We start from the raw sequence: 24,977 nt of genomic DNA, 5'->3' as shown, positions 1-24,977 counted from the left end.
CATATGGCGCCAGTCAGCTTAGCAGATGCTTGGCTATCACCAGGCGCAGGATTTGATTGGTCCCCTCATAAATTTGGGTCACTTTGGCATCGCGAAACAGGCGTTCCAGCGGATACTCCTTGGTATAGCCATAACCGCCAAAGATCTGGAGTGCTTCGGTGGTCACTTTCATGGCCGTGTCAGAAGCAAACATTTTGGCCATGGAGGACTCCCGTCCGCAGCGCTCTCCATTTTGATGAAGGTGGGCGGCACGGTAAGTGAACAGTTTAGCCGCCTCCACCTGGGTGGCCATATCGGCCAGTTTAAAGGCAATTCCTTGCTGCTGGCCGATCGGTTGGCCAAACTGCTTCCGGCTAGCAGCGTACTCACGGGCCAGCTCCAGTGCTGCTTCAGCAATGCCCAAACTTTGGGCGGCAATCCCGATGCGTCCCACGTCAAGATTGGCCATGGCAATGGTAAAGCCCATGCCTTCTTCACCCAGTCTGTTACGCACCGGAACCTTAGCGCCTTCAAAGATCACCTCGGACGTATCAGACCCGTTTAAGCCCATCTTTTTCTCCTTTTTACCGATGACGAGCCCTGGTGTGTCTTTCTCCACAATGAACGCAGTAATCCCTTTTTTACCTTTGTCTGGGTCAGTGACGGCAAAGGTGATATAGATATCCGCTTCTTTGGCGTTGGTAATAAACATCTTGTTGCCATCCAGCACATAATAGTCTCCTTCCTTGACCGCTCTGGTGCGAATGCTGCCCGCATCAGACCCGGCCTGGGGTTCTGTCAGGGCAAAAGCGCCCAAATACTGGCCCGAGGCCAGCTTGGGAATATAGTGTTGCTTTTGCTCTTCATTTCCAAAATAAAGGATCGGATTGGTGCCCACCGAGGTGTGCACGGACAAAATCACCCCGACTGTAGCCGATACCTTGGACAATTCATGAATGGCAATAATGTAAGAGATAAAATCAGCGCCACTGCCGCCCCAATCTTCCGGAATGGGAATGCCCATCAGGCCCAATTGACCCATTTTGTTCAGGATTTGCCGCGGAAATTCATCAGTACGGTCCATGTGCTCCACAACCGGTGCAATCTCGTTCTGGGCAAATTCACGCACCATCTGCCGCATCATGTCTTGCTCTTCGGTAAAACGCAAATTCATGGCTGTCTCCCCCTGTTTTGGTTTGTCCAGCGGTTCTCTCCATTCATGTGTTTTCTTTTCTAGAAGTTAAGGTCCGCTAACAAGGGGCGGTCCCTATTGATCATAGCGGTAAAAACCGCGTCCCGATTTTTTGCCCAGCCAGCCTGCCTTCACATATTTGCGCAATAAGGGGCAGGGCCGGTATTTGTCATCGCCAAAGCCTTCATGTAATGTTTCCATAATATATAAGCAGGTATCCAAGCCGATAAAGTCAGCCAGCTGGAGAGGTCCCATGGGATGGTTCATGCCCAGTTTCATCACTTGATCCACATCTTCCGGACTGGCCACGCCTTCATACACCGTATAAATCGCTTCGTTAATCATGGGCATCAAGACCCGGTTGGAGACAAACCCCGGGAAGTCGTTCACCTCCACCGGCGTTTTTTCCAGCTTAAGCGCCAGATCATGCACCACTTGATACACCTCATCGGTGGTGGCCAAGCCGCGGATAATTTCCACCAGCTTCATGACCGGCACCGGATTCATAAAGTGCATGCCGATCACTTTTTCCGGCCGTTTGGTGACCGCTGCAATCTCCGTAATCGGCAAAGAAGAGGTGTTGGTGGCCAAGATGGCATGTTCTGGCGTAATATCATCCAGGCGGGTAAAAATATTTTTCTTAACCTCCATGTTTTCCACTGCAGCCTCAATGACCATATCCACCTCTTTCCCGTCGGCCACATCAGTAGTTAATTCAATACGGTGCAGGATAACCTCTTTTTCCTCCTCTGACATTCTGCCTTTTTGCACTTGGCGGTCAAGGTTGGAGCGAATACGCCCCAAACCACGGTTTAGAAAATCATCTTTCACATCCTGTAAGAACACTTTAATTCCTGCCTGAGCCACCACCTGAGCAATGCCTGAGCCCATTTGGCCTGCTCCGATCACCATCATGTTTTTAATCTCCATGTTATGACCTCCTTCTTCATCCAGTCTGGGTTGTTTATTTCCTGCAACTATTCCCCATCCACTCGGATCAGAATGGCATCTCCTTGGGCTGCCCCGCTGCAGATGGCGGCAATGCCCAAACCACCGCCCCGGCGCCGGAGCGCGTAAATCAATGTGGTTAAAATCCGTGCCCCGCTGGCACCGATGGGATGCCCCAAGGCAATGGCGCCGCCATGGACATTCACTTTTTCCTCATCCCAGCCGACAATTTTACCGCTGGTTAAAATCACGGCAGCAAAGGCTTCATTGACCTCCAACAGGTCAATCTGCTCCAGACTGTAACCGGTTTTGGCCAACAGTTTCTGGATGGCCAGCGCCGGAGTACGGGCAATATACGGCGCTGCATCCGCCACTTGAGCATGGCCCAGTATGGTAGCTAACGGCCGCTTGCCTTCCTGTTTTGCGCGTCTTTCCGACATCAGCAACAAGGAACTGGCGCCATCGTTCACACCGGGAGCATTGCCGGCGGTAATGGTTCCGTCCAAGGTGAACACAGGCGGCAATTTGGCCAAGGCCTCCAAACTGGTATCCTTGCGCGGTGCTTCATCTATATCCACCACTCTCGGCTCCTGCTTACCCTCTTGCACCGTAACCGGCACAATCTCTTCCTTAAACCAGCCTTTTTCCGTGGCCTCAACGGCGCGCTGATGGCTGCGCAAAGCCCATTCATCCTGGGCCTCTCGGTCAATGGCATACTCAGCGGCCACATGACTGCCATGAACAGCCATGTGCACCTGATCAAAAGCACAAGTCAGCCCATCATGAATCATGAGGTCGACAACAGGTTGGTCACCCATGCGCTGTCCCCAGCGGGCTTTGGGCAGGATGTAAGGTGCCTGGCTCATGCTTTCCATGCCTCCAGCCAGAATCACTTCGGCATCACCAGCACGGATGATTTGATCAGCCAGCGTCACCGCCCGCAAGCCGGAAGCACATACCTTGTTGACAGTTTCACTTTGCACCTCCCAGGGAAGGCCTGCTTTTCTGGCTGCCTGACGGGAAGGAATTTGTCCTGCTCCCCCTTGGAGCACCATACCCATGATCACCTGGTCCACTTGCTGAGGAGACCAGGCTGCCCGAGCCAATGTTTCCTTTAAGGTAACTGCCCCTAGTTCCACAGCGGGCACCATTTTGAAAACGCCTCCAAATTTGCCGATAGGTGTACGTGACGCACTGACAATCACAGTACTGAACACTGATATGGACCTCCTTTAGACTGAACGCTCATTCAGTTTTGCTGTGATGACCGTAACCCGATGCCTGTTTAGCATCGGGTGAACGGCAACATGTGTTTAGCCTCTTGTATTTATAGCTTTAATTGATCCAGCTTTCATTAATCGTTGGTCATTCCTAGTTAATGCACCATAGCTTGCTCTGTATCCAAGGCCTCGACCACGATCTCGGCAATATCCTTGGTGGCGATGCTGTCTTCCACTTCCAGCATCTTGGTGCCGTCACTCATCATGGTCAAACAGTACGGACAGGCACTGGAGATGGTATCCGGTTTGACGGCTAAGGCTTGCTCAGTGCGGGCCAGGTTGACCCGTTTGCCCTGGTCTTCTTCCAGCCACATCATGCCACCTCCGGCACCGCAGCACATACCTAAGTCACGGTTGCGCTCCATTTCCACCAGTTCTACGCCGGGGATCGCTTTTAGGATCTCCCGGGGGATGTCGTACACGCCGTTGTAGCGGCCCAGATAACAGGAGTCATGGTAAGTGATGCGCTGGTTGATCTCCTTGCCCAACTTGAGACGCCCTTTCTTGATCAGCTGCCAGATCAGTTCGGTGTGGTGGATCACTTCCGCCTGCAAGCCAAAGTCCGGGTATTCGTTTTTGAGAATGTTGTAGGTGTGCGGACAGGCGGTCACAATTTTCTTCACGTTGTATTTTTCAAAGGTGGCGATGTTCTCCATACACAGCTGCTGAAACAGGTATTCGTTGCCCATGCGGCGCGGGGTGTCCCCGGAGTTTTTCTCTTCGTTGCCCAGGATGGCAAAGGAAACACCAGCGGTATTCAATATTTTGGCCAAGGCTTGGGCCACTTTTTTGTTGCGGTTGTCGTAGCTGGCCATGGAGCCCACAAACCACAGATACTCGAAGTCATCGACTTCCTTAACGGTAGGTACATGGATGTCGTCTCGCTCATCCCGCCAGTCGATGCGCTCTTTACGGTTTAACCCCCAAGGGTTGCTTTGCCGCTCAATGTTGTTAAAGACGCGGGTAGCTTCAGCAGGCATGTCACCCTGGGTCATGACCAAGTAGCGGCGCATGTCCACAATTTTGTCCACGTGTTCGTTGCCCACGGGACACACTTCTTCACAGTTGCGGCAGGTGGTACAGGCCCACAGTTCCGTTGCGGTCATCACATCGCCGATCAGCTGTTTGTCATAGCCCGCATGTTCCAGTTTGGCTTCCGCTGAGGCGGCCGCTTCGTTTTCGGCCTCTGACACGGTGGCGGTGGCGGAAGCCAGCTGGTTGGCCGTAGTGCCCTTGAAGGCAAAGGCCGGCATCCACGGGGTGCGGGAGGTGATGGCTGCCCCCTTTTCGGTCAGGTGGTCGCGCAGTTTGACGATCATGTCCATGGGGCTGAGCATTTTACCGGTGCCTGCCGCCGGACAGACGTTGGTGCAGCGGCCGCACTCCACACAGGCGTACAGGTCCATCAGCTGTTTTTGAGTGAAGTTTTCGATTTTTCCTACTCCAAATTCTTCCGCGCTTTCTTCTTCAAAGTCGATGCTGTTCAGTTTCCCCGGCGGATCCATGCGCTTTAAGAAGATGTTGACCGGTGCCATGATCAGGTGGAAGTGCTTCGATTGCGGCACATAGATCAAGAAGGAGAACAGCACCAGGTTATGGGCCCACCAGAAGATGTAAAACAGGGTTGTGGCTGCGCCCCCGGATAAGCCTGTCAGGCCGCCCGCCAGAAGAGAGGTCACCGGATGGGCCAGGGTATAGCCGCTGAGATGGTCCTTATGGATCAGCATCACCGCTTCCATGGTCAAGGAAAAGAGCACGGTCAGCATTAAGGAGAAAAGAAAGATGATGACCAGGCTGGCCTTAAAGTTGCGCTTTAAACGCGGCAGTTTTTCAATAAAGCGGCGGTAGAAGGCATAGCCGGCCGCCAGGATAATCAGCAGGACGGTGATCTCCTGCATAAAGACAAAGGCCCCGTAAGCGCTGCCAAAAACAAGCTCTTTTAACCAATAAGGGTTGCCGCTCAAGCCTTTGCCGATCAGGTCGATGGCCCCGAACTGGAGAATGATAAAGCCGTAAAACATGACAAAGTGCATGATCCCGCTTTTTTTGTCTTTAAACAGTTTGGAGTGGCCAAACACTTGCACCAGAATCTCGTTCAGCCGCTCTTTGAAGGCTTGTTTGAAGTCCACTTCCTGTCCCAGTTTAAGGTACAGATAACGGCTGTACAGGATATGGGTGAACAGGTAGAGGACATAAGCCAAAACGGCAAAAAAAGCAATAAGATTAAGAATAGCGAGTCCGCTCATGTTGTCGCCTCCTTCGTTCGATACACAACTTTTCGACTGAACGCTCATTCTGTAACTTATGTTTATTATAACAGTCAAGAGCGTTCCTGTCACTTTAAATTTTTAATTTACTGACAGTTGCGCTTCTATTATAACACACAGTGAATGAATAGTCATTCATTTTTGGGCAAATTTGTGGAAATGATGTTTGCTGATAATCAGGGTTTAATTTTGGGCTCCGTGGGGTATGTCTAAGAAATATGACCACAACTTAATTTTACAGTACTGACATAAGTGGAGGAGGTTTGCCAATGGATGAGGCCATGTATGCTGTGGTAGCGCTATTAACCAGCGGTGCCTTTTGGGTGCAAGCAGGCTATGTGCTGCTCAAAATTGTGGTGATTATGTTATTGGCCCGCCTGGTGATCAGCCTTGGCCAACGTATGGTACACAAGCTGCTTACTGTCCGTCACAACCGCTTCTTATCCTTGCCCAGTGAACGGCAGCAAACAATTCAGAGTCTGCTCAACAGCGTATTGCGCAATGTGATTTATTTTATAGCTATTCTGGTCATTTTGGCTGAATTGGGTTTCAGCATCGGGCCTGTTTTAGCCGGCTTGGGTATTGTGGGACTGGCGGTCGGTTTTGGCGCCCAAAATTTGGTCCGTGATGTGCTGAGCGGTTTTTTTATCTTGCTGGAGGACCAGTTTTCCGTGGGGGATTTTGTCACTATTGGCCAATATACCGGAACAGTGCAAGAATTTGGCCTGCGCATCACTAAAATAAAAGAATTTACGGGACAGGTGCATATCATTCCCAATGGGCATATCACCGAAGTGACCAACTATTCCCGGGAAAACGCCGTCGCTGTATTAGACGTGGGCATCTCCTACGATACCCCCATTAACAGAGCGGAGCAAGTGCTGGAAAAGTTGTTGGCTGAGTTTGCCCAAACTGAAGAAGATGTGGTGGGTGATCCCAGCGTGTTGGGTGTGCAGGATCTGGGTGAATCAGAAGTTGTCATCCGTATCACCGTCCCCTGCCGTCCCATGACGCATTGGGCCTTGGCCCGCAAATTAAGAAAAATGGTCAAAGAACGCTTTGATCAGGAGGGTATTGACATTCCCTTTCCGCAGCTGGTGGTGCATCAACATCAAGCACAGTAAACAGATTTGCCAAACGAACACCCATTCGCTACAATGGGGTTGAGCAATCTGAACGGCATGTTAGTGGGAGAGTGAGAAAGAACGGTGTACACCAGAAAAAACGTTGCCCAACTTCTGGAAGAGTTAAAGCAAGAACCGGCCTTTGCTGACCACATTGTGGAGTGGGTTACATTACCTTCCCAAGAGGCAAGATATGCCCCGTTTCCTGAGGCGTTGCACCCCACAGTGCGGAAAGCCCTGGAACAACGGGGCATCAAGGCACTGTACACGCACCAAGCCACGGCCTTGGAAGCGGCTCTGGCAGGCAAAAGTTTTGTCGCTGTCACCCCGACAGCTTCGGGCAAAACACTGTGCTACAATCTGCCTGTTTTAAATGCTATTGCTAACAATCCCCACACCAGAGCATTATATCTGTTTCCGACCAAAGCTTTGGCCCAGGATCAGAAAGCGGAATTGCAAACTTTTGTGGACGACATGAACGCAGACATTAAAACCCATACCTATGATGGTGACACGCCAGCCAATATTCGGCAAGTGATCCGCCAAGCGGGACATGTGGTCTTGACTAATCCAGATATGCTTCATGCGGCTATCCTGCCCCATCACACCAAATGGGTTGCCCTGTTTGAAAACCTGAAGTATGTCGTGATAGATGAATTGCACACCTACCGGGGGGTTTTCGGCAGCCATGTGGCCAATGTGCTGCGCCGCCTGAAGCGGATCTGCCGCTTTTACGGCAGTTCGCCCCAGTTTTTCTGCACCTCAGCCACCATTGCCAACCCCAAGGAGCTGGCTGAGCAGCTCACCGGTGAACCCATGGTGCTGGTTGACAACAACGGCGCCCCCAGGGGGAGGAAACATTTTATCCTGTATAATCCGCCGGTGGTCAATAAGCCGTTAAACATTCGCCACAGCGCCACGCTTGAAGCCCGGCGGATTGCCAGCCTGTTCTTAAAAAACGGGATCCAAACCATCGTGTTTGCCAGAAGCCGGGTCAAAGTGGAGGTCATCTTGCATTACCTCCGCCAGCTGGTGCAGAACGAACTGGGGCCCAAATCCATCCGCGCCTACCGGGGAGGGTATCTGCCCAAAGAACGGCGGGAAATTGAAAGCGGCTTAAGAAATGGGAATATTCGCTGTGTTGTCAGCACCAATGCCTTGGAACTGGGCGTGGACATCGGACAGCTGCAGGCCTGCGTCTTGACCGGCTATCCAGGAACGATCGCCAGCCTGTGGCAGCAAGCCGGGCGGGCCGGCCGGCGTCAGGACGAATCGGTCGTCTTCCTGGTGGGCAGCTCGTCTCCCCTGAATCAGTATGTGATGCAACATCCGGAGTTTATTTTTGAACGGAATCCGGAAACCGCCCGCATCCAGCCGGACAACTTGATTATTCTGGTTGATCATATTAAATGTGCCGCTTATGAGCTTCCTTTTCGTCAAGGCGAGACTTTTGAAGGAGTGGAGATTGAAGAAATCCTTCATTTTCTGGCCGAAGAACAGGTGCTGCATTACCAGAAAAACAAATGGTACTGGATGAACGACTCCTTTCCGGCCCATAACATCAGCCTGCGCTCGGCCTCCCAAGAAAATGTGGTGATTATCGATCAGACAGAGGCCCCCAATGTGCAAGTGATCGGGGAAATGGACCGGTTCAGCGCTATGACCTTGTTGCATGATGAGGCAATATACCTGCATCAAGGCAAACAATATCAGGTGGAAAAACTGGATTACGAACAGAAAAAAGCATACGTGCGGGAAGTGAACGTTAATTATTACACCGATGCCAATCTGGCCGTGCAGCTCAAAGTGCTGGAAGTGGATAAACAGCGCGAAGAGAGGGGCGTCTCCTTCGCGTACGGTGACGTAACCGTCAATGCCATGGCTACTATTTTTAAGAAAATCAAATTTGAAACCCATGAAAACATTGGTTCCGGTCCCATTCATTTGCCGGAAGAAGAGTTGCACACCACGGCTGCCTGGGTCAGCCTGCCTGCCCATCTCCTGAACACTTACGGTGAAGCCCGCCTGGAGCAAGGGTTGGTCGGTTTAGCCCATATATTGAGACACGTGGCTTCATTTTACGTGATGTGTGATCCCCAAGATTTATTTGTCACTCCGCAAGTGAAAGCGGTGCATAATGAGCAGCCTACGATTTTTCTGTACGACCGCTATCCCGGGGGCATTGGCTTGAGCGAGCAGGTTTACCAAAGCATCGGTAAGATTTTGCAAGAAGTGGAACGAGTCATTCTCCGCTGTCCGTGTGAGAGCGGCTGTCCTTCCTGTGTAGGGGCCGCAGATGGTGCAGATATAAGGGAGAATAGCAGCGCCAGCCGCAAGCAGTTGGCCATGGCCCTGCTGAACATCATTCGGGGAGAAGGGATCCGCCTTGTCACTTAAAGGGAAGCTGAACCGGTTGAAAAGCCATCTCACGGTGGAGAAACAACACCCGGCCAAAACAGGACAACCAAACGTACAGACCACCCAGCCAACTTTACATGACGCCGGACAGCAGCTGGAAGCCGGACAACCGGACATTCCCCATCGAGAGAACTGGGCAAGGTTCAATACTCACCCCTATGTACTGGACGATGAGTATGCCCTGGTACGTACGATCACTTATCCGTTGGATTACCAACACGGCTTATACCCGCTTGGAGAGCTCAAAGAGGTTGTTCAGCAGTGGAATGACCTTGCCTTTTCCCATCCCCTGTCTACTTTTAACCGGGGTGCAAAGAATGAAGGGGAGCCACGAGCCCAATCTCTTGAGGCAGAAGATCTGCTCTTTTTTGATACTGAAACCACAGGTTTGGGCAGTGGCACAGGCAACACCATTTTTTTGCTGGGCTATGCCCGGCTGAAACGGGATCATGTGCATATCACCCAGTTTTTCCTGCCCGGCCCCGCTCATGAAGCAGCGTTTTACCATGGATTTTTGCAGGATGTCCGTGACCTGAAAAATCTGGTCACCTATAACGGCAAAGCGTTTGACTGGCCACAAGTGAAGACACGGCACACCTTTGTCCGGGAGCGGGTCCCTAAGCTGCCCCGCTTCGGCCATTTCGATCTGTTGCATGCAGCCCGGCGGCTGTGGAAACAAGAACTGCTCTCCTGCCGCCTGGCGGTGGTTGAAGAACACAAACTGTCCATCCGGCGCAAGGGAGACACAGCTGGTTATTTAGCTCCCATGTTGTACTTTGACTACCTGCAAGACCCCTGTCCCGAAACGATCAAAGGCGTGTTCCGCCATAACGAATGGGATGTTTTGTCTTTGATCAGCTTGTATATTCATCTATCCTCCCTTGTCTTGGGGCGGCGGGCATATACAGCAGAGGAAAAAGTTGAATTGGGCCGCTGGCTGGAACAGTTAGGGCAAGAGGAACCGGCCCAAAACTGCTATGAAGAACTGCTGGCTTCACTTTCTGCCGGCCATCACCTCTATGTGCCCGTTGCCCATCAACTGGCCAGCTTATACAAAAAACGGGGGAATTATGAGAAAGCTTTAGAGCTGTGGGACTCTCTTCCCGTTGACAAACATCCATACGGCCTGAAAATTTTGATTGAGTGTGCCAAACTGTACGAGCATAAATTTGGGGATAACGAGAAAGCTTTGACCTATGCCCGCCAGGCTTATGCACGCTGGAAACAACACAAGCGCTTGCTTGGCCATACCCCCCAACAGGCTGAAGCCGACTTGATGAAGCGCATCAACCGTTTGGAGAAGAAGGTGAAAGGGAAGCAAGCTTGTGATATAGATGACGGGCCCACCTTGTTTTCCTATGCGGAGTTTTAGACACAGCTGGCACAGCAAGATGAATGTTCTGTCCCGCTTCAAGAGCGGCAGTTAGAAATAGTTAGAGGAGGATGTAAATGGAACATATTTTAAGAAAATTACAGCCTGTGCTTGGTATCAATCGTCCGCTGCAAATTGCTAAAACGGAGTGGTCATACGAAGTTGTTGATGAAGAAACGGGAGAGGTGTACGGCACAATCACCTTTGATGAAAATGGAAGATTTTTGTGTTATGACAAATGCGAAGATGCTGAAATGGAAATGGAGCAGGCTATTGGCAAGGGGATGGATGCAACGAAACAAATAGAGACGATATTACAAAGGGCAGAAGCATTTGTACAAGCATTTGTGGAAAAAGAAGTTTATTTTGTAATGATGAACGAATGTGACGATGAACATTATATGGTGCTTTACCAAGAGCGTGATCCGAAACTTGGTATCTCTATTCCTCACACTGGTTGATGCTCTGGTTTTCAAAAAGTGGAGAACTGACCTCTGGCCATCTGGGACAAACGGAGTATAAACTGCTTTACCCGGAAACGATGATCACGAAGGAAACAGCGGAAGATAAGTTGCGGGAGGCTGGGTTTATCCGCCTGTACATTGATGTTGATGATAATAGCAAAGTGCAACTAGTGTATGGGCCAAATGATAACATCATAGCCGTTAATCTTTCCAGACACATAGAAACGATGACCACATTTATGGAAGCTGAGGAGTACCCCCGGCAGCGAATTTCGCCAGTTACTCCAGCTGTATCGTTGGAACCCATGCTGGGTGTGTCTGAAAAGTTAGTGAAAAAGCGTGATGAAGACGGCACTGTGCGCTGGGTGGATCCTGTGGCAGCTGAGGAAGATGAAGAGGAGGGCCTGATTTCCATTTATAACGATGAACACGCTCATTTCAGTCAATGCAATTTGCCCTTTGAACCGTATCTGGAACGCCAAGCGGAACCTTTACCCCTTGAGGTGTTAACAGAGAAAGCCCTGCACTACCTGGAACTGGTGGAGGGATCGATCCATGACAAATATCTATTAGAAGAGCCTGCTGTAGTAGAAGAAGAACATGAGCCTCATGAAGATGACACCGAAGCAGCAAAGCATTCAATTGTGTTGGAGCCCACCCAACTCTTCTATTTTTACCGCCATTATCGCGGACGCTTGCTGGAAGAAAGGCAAGCCCATATTCATGTGGGAAAATATAGCGGACTCATTCGCGAATGCTCCGTCACACGTTTGACAACCAGGCAGGAAGCCCAATTGCAAAAGCTTGACCCGATCCTGCCATCTCACTAGAGGAGGCAACCAACCAGTTTTTTGCAAACTTAGATATGAAACTGACCTGGGCTGTCAAACGGTTTGATGAGCCTCATGTGTATCACCTTGTCTATGTCCCCGATTACAAAGAGAGAGACGGAAAAATCATTGAAAAAATAGATGCCCACACTGGAGAAGTCACCTATATCGAAACAGGAATGATCAAAACAGGGTAAACAAGGGATGGGGCCTGATATCATCCTGCGAAAGAAAACGGCTAACATCAACTTACGTCAAAAAATGCTTTAAATATTACCGTTTTAAACGTAAAATGATAGTAAAAAATATGAGGTGAAACGGATGGATGAAAAGATCATTTTACAAGCGATAAGGGAGTTATCTGAGCAGATCAAAAACACCAATGCACGGCTAGACCGTATCGAGGAACGACTAGACCGCATTGAGGAACGGCTGACCCAAATTGAAGTCACTCAGGAAAAGATGAAGGATAGCATCGACTTGCTTGCCGAAAAACAGTGGGCGTTAGAGAATGATGTTTACCGATTAAAAAAGGCAATAAAGTTGAAGTAATGTTGTTGTTATGGCTCCGCACTTAGAAACTCTCATAACTCCCTTAACATTTCTCATTCTTTGCCATGAAAAAAGCTGAAATTTTCTGGCCACCGCAAGGTCGCCTTACTTCTTTCAGCTCTCCCTCATCAACCGTACGTGAAGCTTTCTCTCATACAGCTTTTCCGATGTTCATTCGTTCAGCTTGCTAGCCACTTATGGTACTTGAACATTTCATTTGTTGAGCAAATCAACAGTGTTCTAAATAACGCTCTTTCATCAACTCGAGCACTTGATCCCCGGGTGTGTTCCAAATGTCATGATTAAAAATTTCCACTTCTATTGGCCCGTCATATCCTGCTGCTTCAACCGCTTTCCGAATCTTCCGCAATTCAATGACACCATCTCCCATCATGCCACGTCCCATCAACAAATCGGGTGTAGGTACAATCCAGTCTGAAACGTGAAAGCCCAATATTCTGTCTTTGGCACGAGAAATTTGTTTGTATAAATTACGATCCCACCAAACATGAAACACATCTACTACAACACCAACTTCATCAGGTTGATATTGTTCGGCCAGAGTATTGGCCTCTTCCATTGTTACGATGACACATCGCTCTGCTGCATACATCGGATGCAACGGTTCAATACCTAACTTGACCCCGTAAGATTTGGCATAGGGTACTAATTCTCCTATGCTCTCTTCAACCATCTTTCGAGCAGCACCAATATCACGATCCGGTGCAGGCCCACACACCAATACAAGTACATCTGTTCCAAGCTCGGCAGCTTCCTCCACTGCACGTCGATTATCATCCAGCCTTTTTTGACGTTCCGTAGCTGTTGCAGCAGGAAACATTCCCCCGCGACACAAACTAGAAACCTTAAGACCTGCATCTCTTAGTAATCTTTTACTTCCAGGCAACCCCAATTCTTTAATTTTATGACGCCACAAACCAATCCATGGAATACCGGCCCTTGCACAACCATCTACAGCCTCACGAATGTTCCACTTTTCCGTTGTAATTTGATTAAGACTAAGACGCTCTATGTTTTGAAATTGATCCATTATCCATCTCCTCCTATCGTATACCGGCCAACTCTAATACGAGCCGCATTCTTTCTGTTGCTAAATCTGGATCAGATAAAAGTCCTGCACGATCTGCTAGTACAAAAAGTTCCGAAAGATGGACAATTGAACGAGCGCCTTCCTGGCCACCAATCATTCTAAAATGAGATTGATGTCCGTTAAGGTAAGCCATAAAAACTATGCCGGTTTTATAGGAATAAGTCGGTTTCTGGAATATATGCCGTGACAACGGCACCGTTTGATTCATAAGGGAATTGTATTTATGAACGTCCCCTTCATCCAGGGCATGTAGCGCAGCTGCTGCAGCTGGAGCAATCGCATCAAAGATTCCTAGTAACGCGTGACTATACCCTTGTTTATCTCCAAGAATGAGTTCCGGATAATTAAAGTCATCACCGGTATACATTTTGACTCCCTCGGGTAAGAGACGACGCATCTTAATTTCCTTTTCAGCATCAAGTAAGGAAAGTTTTATACCATCCACTTTGTCTGCATTGTCTCGTATAATACGTAAGCAGACATCCATGGCAGAATCCAAGTCTTTGTGGCCCCAATAACCAGTCAATGCAGGATCAAACATGTCGCCAAGCCAATGCAGTATGACAGGCTGGGAAACTTGGCTTAATATTTTTCCATACACTCTCTCGTATTCTTCAGGCCCTTTTGCACAAGCGGCAAGTGCACGACTTGCCATTAAAATAACCTGACCACCTACCTCTTCAACAAATGAGACTTGTTCTTCGTAAGCAGCCTCCACTTCTTCTACTGTAATGTCAGGATTGGGAGCTAAATGATCAGTACCCGCACCACAAGCAATTTGACCGCCAACAGCTTGTGCCTCGGCAACTGAACGTTTGATTAATTCCTTTGCCTGAACCCAATTAAGACCCATTCCCCGCTGAGCGGTATCCATTGCCTCCGCAACCGACATTCCCATGGACCACAAATATCTACGATATGCCAAAGTATTTTCCCAATCAATCTGTGCATTGGATAAAGGATCTGTATCAGCTAAAGGATTACATACAACATGTGCAGCAGCGAAAGCCACTCTGCTTTTAAACTTTCCTTTAGGTACTACAAACGGAGCTCCGTAACCGGGTTTATAGGTGTACAAAGTACCATCTGCACGAGGCAATTTTAATGATGTGCCAATCATACCTTAACTCCTCCGATAGAAAGCTCTGGCACGTCAACCCAACGCCGTTCTTTCCAAGAAAGCAATCCCAGTTCGGCAAGTTGTGTACCTTTTGCCCCTTCTAGCAAATCAAGTGTATATGGCTCATCGGCCACTACATGTTTCAAAAACATTTCCCATTGAACTTTAAACGCATTATCAAAGATTTGATTGTCAGGAATGACTTGCCACTGCTCTCTAAAATTTATAGGATTAGGCATATCAGGGTTCCATACTGGTTTTGGAGTGTTGACACGATGCTGTACTTTGCAATCACGTAAACCAGCAACGGCACTTCCTTCAGTACCATCTACTTGTATGGTGAACAAATCATCTCTGTTAACTCTTACAGCCCAAGAAGAATTGACTTGTGCAATAATGCCTCCTTCCAACTCAAAAGTAGCGTACGCAGCATCATCTGCTGTACATTCGTATGTGTTCCCTAGTTCATCTACCCTCTTGGGTATATGGGTGATACCAAGGCACGAAACTGCTTTAACAGTTCCAAACAAATTATCAAGCAAGTAACGCCAATGAGGAAACATGTCAATAATAATTCCTCCACCGTCCTCTTTACGATAATTCCACGATGGACGCTGTGCCGGTTGCCAGTTTCCCTCAAATACCCAATATCCAAATTCTATGCGCACAGAAAGAATTCGACCAAAAAATCCAGAATCAATCAATCTTTTTAATTTAAGTAAGCCCGGAAGGAATAATTTATCTTGCACTACTCCGTTTTTCACACCTGCATCATTAGCTAGTCTGGCCAAATGGAGTGATTCCTCCAAGCTGGTAGCAGTTGGTTTTTCACAATAAACATGTTTTCCTGCAGCAATAGCTTTTTTTAAATCTTGAGCCCGACGCACAGTTGTTTGGGAATCGAAGTAAATGAGATTATATGGGTCATTTAAGCATTGATCAAGATCTGTACTCCACCGAGAGATATTGTGTGCTTCCGCCAACGCCTGTATTTTGTTCTCATTTCTCCCGACGAGAATTGGATCAGGCATAATCACATCACCATTCGATAACGTAACACCACCTTGGTTTCGAATAGCTAAGATTGACCGAATTAAATGCTGGTTAGTTCCCATCCGACCAGTAACACCATTCATAATAATACCTATAGTATGTGTTGCCATGTCATTACCCCTTTCTCATTTCATTTAAGGTTTTTCAACAACCATTAAGAACAATTCTTTATTGCGTAAGCTCTGTTTCATTCTAACTAAACTTTACCTTCATATCTTACAGTTATGAGAAACAATTTCCTAAAGTCGGAAGTTCTATTAGCTGATAAGGAGCAATGACTTATATTATAAAAAGGACGGATATGATATATTGCACACACCTGTCAATTCTCATAAACAAATTCAGGCAAAAAAGTAGACAATTGAGGAACAAAAGTTATAACTAATAAAGCAAGTATAAGCACGATAATAAATGGTAAAGCTCCCTTAGTAACCTGAGTTAACGGTATTTTACTAACCCCTGAAGCAACAAAAAGATTCAAGCCAAACGGTGGTGTTAACATGCCTATGGCCAAATTAACAATCATAATAATCCCAAAATGTATAGGGCTAATTCCCATTTCAATCACGATAGGTAATAATAGAGGAACAAGAATTAAAACAGCGGCACTTGCGTCCATAAACATCCCAACGATAAGGAGTAAAATGTTAATGAGTATTAAAATCATTACAGGTGATGATGACAGTTGTACTAACTGAGCCGCAATCTCTGTGGGAATTCTTTCGAACGTCAAATACCAACTAAACACTTTGGCAACAGCAATGACAAACATAACCATAGAAGAAGTAACGACTGAGCGTTTTGCCACCCTAAACAACTCTTTAAAAGTCAGCTCTTTATAAATAACAAAGCCAATAAATAGACTATAAATAATAGCTATTGCAGCTGCCTCCGTTGGTGTGAATATCCCTTTGTAAATGCCTCCCAGTACAATGACAGGCATTATTATTCCCCAAAACGCATTTTTGGTAGATTCCCATACTTCCCTAAGACTTGCCCTTTGGTCTGGCTGATGTCCTTCTTTCTTTGCTATAAAGTAACTAACCACTATTAATACAATTCCAATAAATACTCCAGGGATAATACCAGCAATAAATAATTTACCTATAGAAACTTCTGCAACCACACCGTAAACCAAGAGTGTAATACTTGGCGGTATGATAATCCCTAATGATCCTGACGCACACATTAAACCTACCGCAAAAGTTGGAGAATACCTTGCTTCTTTTAAAGATGGAATCATAACACTACCAATTGCAGCTACTGTTGCAGGACTAGACCCGGATAAGGCTGCAAAAAACATCGACGACAAGACACCGGCAATGGGCAAACCGCCTGTAGTCCATCCCACCCATTTCTTGGCCATATCTATCAGTCTTTTTGAAGTTCCCCCAGCCAACATAAGATCTCCGGCAAAGATAAAAAAAGGGATAGCCATTAACGCAAATGAATCTATTCCTGAAAACATCGTCCTAGCAAGCACATCAATGGAAGCATTGCTCTTTAACATGGCTATAACACATGTCAAACCTATCGCAACTGCAATCGGAGTACTTAGTAGCAACAAAATAATGAAAATGATAAATATCATTATATTTTCGTCCCCTTTTCCATCGTGTCATCTACAGCCTTTTGTCCCGACCAAATACCCTTCATATCCTGGAAGAGGATCTGAATAAAGCGAATTAGCATTAAAGTAGCACCTACAGGTATAGCCAAATAAGGAATGTACATGGGGATCCCGAGGGAAGGAGTTACTGTCCCAAATTCCATTACATTAAAAACGTTTTTCATACCGGAATAAATAAGAATCACGCAGAATATAATAGCAAGAGTGTTAGCGATTGCAACAAAAACCGTCCTAAGTGCAATTGGCAAATACATAACGACAACGTCTACAGCAGCATGGGCTTTTTCCCTAACAGCCATACTGCTTCCAATAAAAATAAACCAAATGATTAAATATCTGACGACCTCTTCAGACCAATATAAAGAGTAATTAAATATATAACGCAAAACAACTTGTACAAAAACTAGAAAAGAAGAAAATATAAGCGAGAATACACCAATGTATTCCTCAATGTGATTCAAAAAATAATTCAGTTTACGCATCTTTATCACATCACCCTCACTTGAAAAATGGGACGGCTTTCACCGTCCTCATCTAAAATCGGTATTTAATTTCCACTTGCTTTGCGAACCGCTTCTAGAAGTTGTTCGCTACCTTCGATTTCCATAAACTCATCATATACACTTCTTGTGGCTTGAATGAATGCTTCCCGGTTTTCAGGCGTTAGTTCAGTTATTTGTATTCCCGAAGCCTTTAATTCTTCCATGTATTTTTCTTCATTTGCAGCTGCTTGCTCCCACTGCCACTCGGTCACCTCTTTAGCTACCTCTTCAAGGATTTGCTTAAGATCATCGGGGAGTTGTTGATAGAAATTTTCACTAATCAACCAAACATATCCCATATACCCATGTGCACTCAATGTCAAATAATCTTGGACTTCATAAAACTTTTGGCTAACAATATTAGATAAAGGATTTTCTTGTCCATCTACCGTTTTGTTTTGCAGAGCTGTATATAACTCAGAGAAATCAATCGATACTCCTCCGGCATCTAAAGCTCTGAATTGCGCAATAAGCAATGGACTTTGAGAAGCTCGAAACTTCAAACCCTCCATATCCTCTGGTTTTTCTATAGGTCTAACAGAGTTGGTTAAATGTTTAAATCCGCCATCCCAATATCCTAAGGCTCGTAATCCTTGTTGACTCAAATATTCGTTTAATAAAACTCCCAATTCACCGTGCATGGCTTTGTAAGCAACATCTCTGTCATTAAATAAGAAAGGCAAATCAAACACTTGGAATTGTGGTACAAAGGATGGTAGTACGCCCGTAAAAGGTGCATTCATTTGAATCGTTCCAGATTGCATCTGTTCCGTAATTTCTCTGTCATTTCCCAATTGAGAGTCAGGATAAACCTCCACTTTAATTCTGCCATCTGTTCTAGCCTCTATAAGTTCGGCGAACTTTTCCGCTGCCTGCCCCTTTGCGGTGCTGGATCTTACCACATGAGCAAAATTAATTACATATTCCTCGTTATTCCCTTCATCTACTTTCGACTCAATATCTTGTTGATTACCGTCATCGGTACTGCTTACTGAAGAATCTCCACATCCCGCTAATACTATTGCTATTAACAAGATTATTGAAAATAGAAGGTTGTTCTTAATCATCATTTTATGACCCCTCTCTTCACAAAAATAGAACAGCATTTATTTTTATTTTTAAATTACTACAACCTTCTATTCTTATTGATATAAGAAAAAATTCTTAATTATGGAACGAAACTTTATGATTACTATATACTTGAGAGGTCCGAAATTTGTTTGGTGAGATACCTGTAAGATTTCTGAAGGTTCGATAAAAAGTACTTAACGATTCATAACCCACTTCAAAACAAATCGAGATAATATCTTTATCTGTCTCGAGCAATAGTTCTTTAGCACGGTTAATTCTAACTTTTTGCAAGTATTGGAGGGGAGTTTCATTGAACTTCGCTTTAAATATATCATTCATGTAGCGGGTGGAAATACCAAAACGAGAGGCTAAATGTTGCGCGGTTATATTTTCAAAGTAGTGTGTATTGATATATTCTCGAATACGCAAAGATCTCATTTCATTGGCATCATTACATCTAGTCACAGTGTGCAATCTTGCCAAGATTAATAACGTCTCTAAAAGATAAACAGGCGTGGCAAATTGACATAAATAATCATAATCTGTTTGTTCAAATAACATTTTCCGCAGCAGTTGTCTCACTTCACTAGCAGTAAAAGGATCCAGCTCATAATGTTTTGATTTATTATTAAAAATGTTAAGAATACCTTGCTCTCCAAACAAACCTAAAGCCATTCTGGAAAAAGCAAATACCAAAACAGCTAATTTAGTATGGGCCTGGATGGAGTGAACGGAGTTAGGTACTATTAAAACAATACAATCCTTCGAAAATACATACTCTCTCCCGTCCAAAATAATTGTTCCTTCCCCATCCAACGCATATAAAATTTGATATACATTGTGATAATGTTCGGAAACATGTTCACCTTTGGAATGTATACTTTCATATAAATACACTTCGGTTTCAGGCAACTCGAGCTTTTTGTAGTACATCTTGAATGCCCTCCAGCGAATGCATATATAATTTTTCCTCATTTTACAATACTGAATTGCCCTGTATCAATATTTATAATAAAGATGAAATGGTTAATATCATAATTCCCAAAAAAATAAATACAGCACTGATTATCACCATCAGTTGAATTTTCTCTTGTTCTTTCAAAAAAATGTAAGAAAGTAGCAAAGTAAGAACTGGTTCTATAGCAGTTAAAGTGGCTGTATAAGAGACTTGTGTGAAATATGCTGAAATAAAAAAAGTTAACGAGCCTAAACAAGTTGCAAATCCGGCCAGCAAATAGTACAAATTAAATTGTTGAAACTGCAATTTAACCGTAAGCAGTAACCGACGTTTTGCAGCTAAAAAAATACAATAAGCTTTTAAGGCAACTATAGCCCCGATTAATGCTCCCAAAAATGGGTCTGGAACCTGTTCCATACCCATTTTTCTTATGGCGAAACCAGTTCCAAAAGAAAAAGCCGCAAGCACAGCAAAGGCCATTCCAATCCATATCTGTCCTTTGATAGAAAAACCGTTTTTTCGCCATTGTTCATAACCGGTTAGCCACAACCCTGTAAGTATAAACAATATTCCTAACGCATTTAACCAAGTGATGGATTCTTTCAAAAATAATAATGCAAATAAAATAGTAAAAATGGGGGACGAGTTTTTAATGGCTGCCGCTCTTGACGAGCCAATTCTGCGTATACCCGCAAATACGGATGATCTCCCCAAAAAGCTAGTAAAGAGACCAGCAATAACAAAAGCTGTGATTCCCGACAATGTTAAAGATATTGAATTTTCCCTCTTAAAAAAAACTATTAAGTAAATAAGTCCTAAAACAAGAACGTTAATCGCAATGTTTATCAACACACCGTCGTCGTTCTTACTTCTCCTCATTCCCAATTGTACTAAAATAAAATTAGAAGAAAAAAAATACTGCGCTCAATAACGCAAAGACAACACCAAGAAACATTTCTCCCACTTCTTTCTCAAAAATCATTAGATTGATTCACATTATTATTAATGTAACTAACTATCCAATCCCGTTCACATAACAGTTCTTCAATACAGGTATTTTCTGAACAGAAAACATTGAATAGTTGACCATTTATCATCACCTCCACACATGTAATATAGTCTGAAAATGCATAAATATGAATCGACAGTTCATCAGTCAGTTTAATAGTTCTATTCACTCTAATTCCCCTTCCGTTCAGAATCATGATTAGGACTTAGTTTTATATTTATGTTAAGAAAATTCAATGTTTATTTCTTACAAATACAGGCAATGAATTATTATTATTAGAAATTAAATCAAGGACATTTGCTTTTTAGAAATTGAGGGTCTAACTGATTGGCAAGGAAAAGACCTCTGTGGGATAGAATTTTAACGCTCAACTTTAACTGCCTTAAAAAAACCGGTCCTGTATGGCCAACAGCCCCGGCGCTCCTCCTGTATGCCAAAAGAGCACTTTCTCATTGGGGCTGATTTTTCCTGTTTCAATATAATCGATCAGGGCTGCCATCGCTTTGCCGGTGTAGACATGATCCAGAATAATCGCTTCCAGGCGGGCCAGATTTATAATGGCTGCCTGGGCTTCTGCCGTCAGCTTGCCATAACCGGGACCGATATAGGCATCATCAAGCAGTAACTCCTTCTCTTCCCAGGCCGGTTCACATTCATAAATGCAGCGCTTGATTCTGTCGGCGATATCGGGTGCGGGCAGCCAGGGGCTGATTCCCAAGATGCGGGTTGAGTCATACCGTCCGGCCCGTTCATTAGCCAAAAACAGACCGGCAAACGTCCCCCCGCTTCCGGCAGTTACCACAATCAAGTCAAAATCATGTTCCCCCAACTCTTGATAGGCATCTACATAACCTAAGGCACCCAAGCCGTTGGAACCGCCGATAGGAATTAAATAGGGCCTGTGTCCCTCTTGGACAAGGGACTGATAAGCCTCTTCCAGCGCAGCCTCCATCTCTTCCGCCGTACGGGCTCCGCTGAAACGAATATCTGCCCCGAGGAGATGGTTGAAAAACAAATTGGCCCGTCGCTGGCCGGGATCACGTCCAGCCAGCACCAGCACCGGTTTTAAGCCCACCTGCACGGCGACAGCAGCTGTCGCTTTGGCGTGGTTAGACTGCGGTCCCCCTGTGGTGAGCACGGTGTCGGCCTCTTGAGCTAAGGCATCAGCCATAATATACCCCAGCTTGCGGATTTTATTTCCTCCCGTCACGATGGATCCGGTCAGATCATCCCGCTTGATCCAGATTTCCACCCCCAAATCTTCACTCAAACGCTCCAGTGGGTGCAAGGGTGTTGGAGTGAGGCTTAACGCCAAAGGCTTGATCATTTCAAGGAGACCTCCTGTTTACGTGTTGGTCAGGTACTTGTTGGCTTACAGATAATAAGTTATTACCTGTTGTGCATGACCTCTTTGTCATGATACAGTGCTTGGTCGGCCTGATGCAATAACTGTTCAATTCGTAAATGGTCCATTTCAATCTTTCTCAATTATAACATTAGGCCTATTGTTTCAATAGAACATCAACACCTGCTGTTCTGACATGGACCACACTTCACATATGGGTGCGTTGCTGCTCGCTGTTCATGGTAAACTAGGATTAAGCAGCAAAAGGGGAAGGAACATGATCACAATGCCTGAACACGAGACACCCAAACGTACCGTTGATATGGACCCCCAAAAATTAAAGCGGCTGGCCAACAAACTGTCCCTCCACTTTTGGGGAAAGCCGTGCCAGATTCCTGTTGCCTGGAACGGGCGCCTGAGGAGAACCATGGGCCGCTTCTTGTTTACTGAACAAAGTGGGAAACGGACACCCCTCAAAATTGAGCTGAGCAAATACGCCGCCCAATGGATTGACAGGGACATTTTCGTCGCTGTTTTGTTGCATGAGTTATGCCATTATCATTTATTTATTCAAGGCCAGCCCTATCAAGACCATCATCCTGTCTTTGAACAGGAATTAAAACGCGTAGGGGCCATCTCCACTCAGCGCGTGCAACTTCCTCAGAAAGCCTATAAACTGTATTGCCAAGGCTGTGAACGTTACCTGGGAATACGCCGGCGCTTAAACACCTCCCGTTACCGCAGCCAGTGCTGCCAAAAAGCAATTGTAAAGAAAGAAACCTGGCTGGGTGAGTTCCGCTATGACGGACACATCTTGAAAAACAGCAAAGTTCGCCTTCCGGAGTGATATTTTGAACGGTCATCTCCAATACTATAAGATACGCATGCCTTGGAACGCCATAAAGGAGATGATCCATGTTGACCCTGCTAATCATCTTAGTGATTGTGATCGGTATAATCGGCCTGGCCGCCCTCTATGTGGCGGGACAGCATGTATACTTGCGCCGGCAATTTCAAAAAAAGGAACAGGCAGACGGGCGCTTGTTCCAGCGCGTCAGACACAATCTCAATGAACGCCTTTCGGTCAAGGAAGCTGAACAACGCTTTAAACTGGAACTCCACACTGAGGTGTTGCAGTTTATTAAAGCAAACACTGATTTTCCCCTCACCCAAAATGACCGCTTGCGCATTCTGAATAACGGAGAAGAGTTGTTTCCCGCTTTGTTTGAGGAAATAGCAAAGGCGAAACATCATGTGCACATCCTGTTCTACACGGTGCAGAACGATCATATCTCTAATAAACTGTTTGAGAAACTGGAACAAAAAGTACAGGAAGGGGTTCAGGTCCGTCTCTTGGTTGACGGCGTGGGCAGCCATTCACTGATTGGCGGGAAAAGGTTTAAGGAGTTACAAAAGCGGGGTATTCAGTGCAGCGTCTTTACCCCTCCCCGGCTGCGCTTTTTGCCGTACATGAACTTCCGCAATCACCGCAAAATTGTGGTGATTGATGGCAACGTTGCCTTTACGGGGGGTTTGAATGTAGGGGATGAATATGTACATCGTGACCCCAATACAGGCTTCTGGCGAGATGTGCACCTGTTGATTGAAGGGGAAAGTGTATTACTTATGCAGCGTATTTTTGCTACAGACTGGTACTATACCACAGGGGAATTGCTGGAGGAAAACGAGCAGTTTTTCCCCACGTTTACCACAGAAGAAACCCAGCAGCATGATCAAGGAACCATCTTGGCCCAGGTGGTGCCCAGCGGTCCGGATATGACCCGCTCCATGGCCAAGGACAGTTATCTTAAAGTGATTTGTGCGGCCAAAGAGCGGGTCTGGCTGGGCACCCCCTACTTCGTCCCCGATCAGGAAATGATCGAGGCCTTGAAACAGGCCAGAAAAAGAGGGATCGAAGTTAAGCTGATCGTACCCAAACGGACAGACAATCCTCTGGCCCACTATGCTTCCTTCCATTTTCACAAACAATTGTTGCCCGCTGGCGTGGAAATCTATTTGTACGAGAAAGGTTTTTACCATGCCAAGATTGCCTTAGTGGACAATTATATCGCCAATATCGGCAGTGTTAATTTGGACCGGCGCAGTTTTTATTACAGCTTTGAAGCCGGGTTGTTTATTTATGACCGTCATATTTGCCAACGGATGGAAACCATTTTTAAGCAGGATTTAAAGGACTGTAAGCCCCTTCTTCCTGAGCAGTTATACCGTCAGCCGTTATGGGCTAAGGCGGCGACACAGTTGTCACTCATCATGGCGCCCTGGCTGTGAGCGTCAGGGTAAAGTGGATATCACTTACGCCATTGCCATTAAGAGACAAATAATAAGCCCAATGCAGTTCCCCTTGCTGTTCTGAGATAGTGGCCAGCGGTTTAAACCGATAGGCGGTGGTATGGGTCTCCATGTGTAACGGTCCATACGGCGTATGGTAGATGCCTCGTGTGGTGGTGCCCGGCCGGTACACATGGTTCATGCTGGCCGCGCCATGACGGATCACCGTCAACCGGTCTTCCTCCAGCTTCAACGTCGTATTAATGGGGCCTTCTTCACTATGCTCTATATATTTGAGATAATAGACCTTTCCTTTGCGATACAACATTCCCGGCACTGTTTCAACCTGCTCATCCACCGGTTGACCGTGTTCAAAAGTTTGGACATGAATATTTAACATCACTGATTGTTTTTCACGCATCT

23 protein-coding genes are annotated in these 24,977 nt (G+C 46.1%); 9 read left to right on the top strand and 14 right to left on the bottom strand.

The window, feature by feature from the left end:
• Window positions 1-13: 13 nt before the first annotated feature.
• From J2S00_RS10640 to J2S00_RS10625, 4 genes are all read right to left on the bottom strand, one after another.
• A complete protein-coding gene (locus J2S00_RS10640) occupies window positions 14-1,153 on the bottom strand; it encodes an acyl-CoA dehydrogenase (RefSeq protein ID WP_307339259.1) in 1,140 nt (379 codons plus the stop codon).
• 93 nt (window positions 1,154-1,246) lie between these two features.
• Window positions 1,247-2,101: a 3-hydroxybutyryl-CoA dehydrogenase gene (locus tag J2S00_RS10635; protein ID WP_307339255.1), complete on the bottom strand. Its 855-nt coding sequence runs from the start codon at window positions 2,099-2,101 to the stop codon at window positions 1,247-1,249.
• A gap of 47 nt (window positions 2,102-2,148) precedes the next feature.
• Window positions 2,149-3,336 (bottom strand): acetyl-CoA C-acetyltransferase, encoded by a 1,188-nt coding sequence (locus J2S00_RS10630; protein ID WP_307339253.1) that lies wholly within the window; start codon window positions 3,334-3,336, stop codon window positions 2,149-2,151.
• Window positions 3,337-3,494: 158 nt separating this feature from the next.
• Window positions 3,495-5,645 carry a heterodisulfide reductase-related iron-sulfur binding cluster gene (locus J2S00_RS10625; RefSeq protein ID WP_307339250.1) on the bottom strand — a complete coding sequence of 717 codons (2,151 nt, stop codon included), beginning with the start codon at window positions 5,643-5,645 and terminating at the stop codon, window positions 3,495-3,497.
• A gap of 290 nt (window positions 5,646-5,935) precedes the next feature.
• Here J2S00_RS10625 and J2S00_RS10620 point away from each other — a divergent pair, with 290 nt between their 5' ends.
• The 7 genes from J2S00_RS10620 to J2S00_RS10590 all read left to right on the top strand — a co-directional run bounded on the left by J2S00_RS10620 (window position 5,936) and on the right by J2S00_RS10590 (window position 12,426).
• On the top strand, window positions 5,936-6,790 hold the full coding sequence (locus J2S00_RS10620) for a mechanosensitive ion channel family protein (protein WP_307339247.1): 855 nt from the start codon (window positions 5,936-5,938) through the stop codon (window positions 6,788-6,790).
• Window positions 6,791-6,874: 84 nt separating this feature from the next.
• On the top strand, window positions 6,875-9,187 hold the full coding sequence (locus J2S00_RS10615) for a DEAD/DEAH box helicase (RefSeq protein ID WP_307339244.1): 2,313 nt from the start codon (window positions 6,875-6,877) through the stop codon (window positions 9,185-9,187).
• Window positions 9,177-10,580, top strand: coding sequence for a ribonuclease H-like domain-containing protein (locus J2S00_RS10610; RefSeq protein ID WP_307339242.1), 1,404 nt, complete (start codon window positions 9,177-9,179; stop codon window positions 10,578-10,580). Before J2S00_RS10615 ends, J2S00_RS10610 begins: the two co-directional genes overlap by 11 nt.
• 77 nt (window positions 10,581-10,657) lie before the next feature.
• Entirely contained in the window at window positions 10,658-11,041 is a 384-nt protein-coding gene (locus J2S00_RS10605) for a hypothetical protein (RefSeq protein ID WP_307339240.1), read from the top strand.
• Window positions 11,041-11,874 (top strand): hypothetical protein, encoded by an 834-nt coding sequence (locus tag J2S00_RS10600; protein ID WP_307339237.1) that lies wholly within the window; start codon window positions 11,041-11,043, stop codon window positions 11,872-11,874. Before J2S00_RS10605 ends, J2S00_RS10600 begins: the two co-directional genes overlap by 1 nt.
• 35 nt (window positions 11,875-11,909) lie before the next feature.
• Window positions 11,910-12,071 (top strand): hypothetical protein, encoded by a 162-nt coding sequence (locus tag J2S00_RS10595; RefSeq protein WP_307339235.1) that lies wholly within the window; start codon window positions 11,910-11,912, stop codon window positions 12,069-12,071.
• Between the two features lie 124 nt (window positions 12,072-12,195).
• A complete protein-coding gene (locus J2S00_RS10590) occupies window positions 12,196-12,426 on the top strand; it encodes a hypothetical protein (protein WP_307339232.1) in 231 nt (76 codons plus the stop codon).
• A gap of 229 nt (window positions 12,427-12,655) precedes the next feature.
• On the opposite strand, the gene J2S00_RS10585 is transcribed toward J2S00_RS10590, so the two are convergent.
• From J2S00_RS10585 to J2S00_RS10540, 9 genes are all read right to left on the bottom strand, one after another.
• Window positions 12,656-13,477, bottom strand: coding sequence for a sugar phosphate isomerase/epimerase family protein (locus J2S00_RS10585; RefSeq protein ID WP_307339229.1), 822 nt, complete (start codon window positions 13,475-13,477; stop codon window positions 12,656-12,658).
• 13 nt (window positions 13,478-13,490) lie between these two features.
• Window positions 13,491-14,657 carry a dihydrodipicolinate synthase family protein gene (locus J2S00_RS10580; protein WP_370875864.1) on the bottom strand — a complete coding sequence of 389 codons (1,167 nt, stop codon included), beginning with the start codon at window positions 14,655-14,657 and terminating at the stop codon, window positions 13,491-13,493.
• Window positions 14,654-15,820 (bottom strand): Gfo/Idh/MocA family protein, encoded by a 1,167-nt coding sequence (locus J2S00_RS10575; protein WP_307339226.1) that lies wholly within the window; start codon window positions 15,818-15,820, stop codon window positions 14,654-14,656. The genes J2S00_RS10580 and J2S00_RS10575 overlap by 4 nt, the downstream gene beginning before the upstream one ends.
• Before the next feature lie 212 nt (window positions 15,821-16,032).
• Window positions 16,033-17,301, bottom strand: a complete 1,269-nt coding sequence (locus tag J2S00_RS10570) for a TRAP transporter large permease (RefSeq protein WP_307339223.1) — start codon at window positions 17,299-17,301, stop codon at window positions 16,033-16,035.
• On the bottom strand, window positions 17,301-17,822 hold the full coding sequence (locus J2S00_RS10565; RefSeq protein WP_307339220.1) for a TRAP transporter small permease: 522 nt from the start codon (window positions 17,820-17,822) through the stop codon (window positions 17,301-17,303). Before J2S00_RS10565 ends, J2S00_RS10570 begins: the two co-directional genes overlap by 1 nt.
• Before the next feature lie 65 nt (window positions 17,823-17,887).
• A complete protein-coding gene (locus J2S00_RS10560) occupies window positions 17,888-18,949 on the bottom strand; it encodes a TRAP transporter substrate-binding protein (protein WP_307339219.1) in 1,062 nt (353 codons plus the stop codon).
• Between the two features lie 97 nt (window positions 18,950-19,046).
• Window positions 19,047-19,886: an AraC family transcriptional regulator gene (locus J2S00_RS10555; RefSeq protein ID WP_307339217.1), complete on the bottom strand. Its 840-nt coding sequence runs from the start codon at window positions 19,884-19,886 to the stop codon at window positions 19,047-19,049.
• Window positions 19,887-19,959: 73 nt separating this feature from the next.
• Complete coding sequence (locus J2S00_RS19905; protein ID WP_442319989.1) at window positions 19,960-20,760, bottom strand: DMT family transporter; 801 nt, start codon at window positions 20,758-20,760, stop codon at window positions 19,960-19,962.
• Between the two features lie 542 nt (window positions 20,761-21,302).
• Window positions 21,303-22,247 (bottom strand): 1-aminocyclopropane-1-carboxylate deaminase/D-cysteine desulfhydrase, encoded by a 945-nt coding sequence (locus J2S00_RS10540; RefSeq protein WP_307339215.1) that lies wholly within the window; start codon window positions 22,245-22,247, stop codon window positions 21,303-21,305.
• A 295-nt stretch (window positions 22,248-22,542) separates the two neighbouring features.
• On the opposite strand from J2S00_RS10540, the gene J2S00_RS10535 reads away from it, so the two are divergent.
• Together J2S00_RS10535 and cls are read left to right on the top strand one after the other, a co-directional pair.
• A complete protein-coding gene (locus J2S00_RS10535; protein WP_307339213.1) occupies window positions 22,543-23,112 on the top strand; it encodes a SprT-like domain-containing protein in 570 nt (189 codons plus the stop codon).
• 71 nt (window positions 23,113-23,183) lie between these two features.
• Window positions 23,184-24,554: a cardiolipin synthase gene (gene cls / locus J2S00_RS10530; protein ID WP_307339211.1), complete on the top strand. Its 1,371-nt coding sequence runs from the start codon at window positions 23,184-23,186 to the stop codon at window positions 24,552-24,554.
• Here cls and J2S00_RS10525 read toward each other — a convergent pair.
• Complete coding sequence (locus J2S00_RS10525) at window positions 24,535-24,975, bottom strand: YwiB family protein (RefSeq protein ID WP_307339210.1); 441 nt, start codon at window positions 24,973-24,975, stop codon at window positions 24,535-24,537. The two genes, cls and J2S00_RS10525, sit on opposite strands and share 20 nt — an antisense overlap.
• Window positions 24,976-24,977: the final 2 nt, after the last annotated feature.

This window comes from Caldalkalibacillus uzonensis, assembly GCF_030814135.1.
Classification (GTDB): domain Bacteria; phylum Bacillota; class Bacilli; order Caldalkalibacillales; family Caldalkalibacillaceae; genus Caldalkalibacillus; species Caldalkalibacillus uzonensis.
Note: the sequence above shows the minus strand (reverse complement) of the source record. Positions and strands in the feature narration are given on the sequence as shown.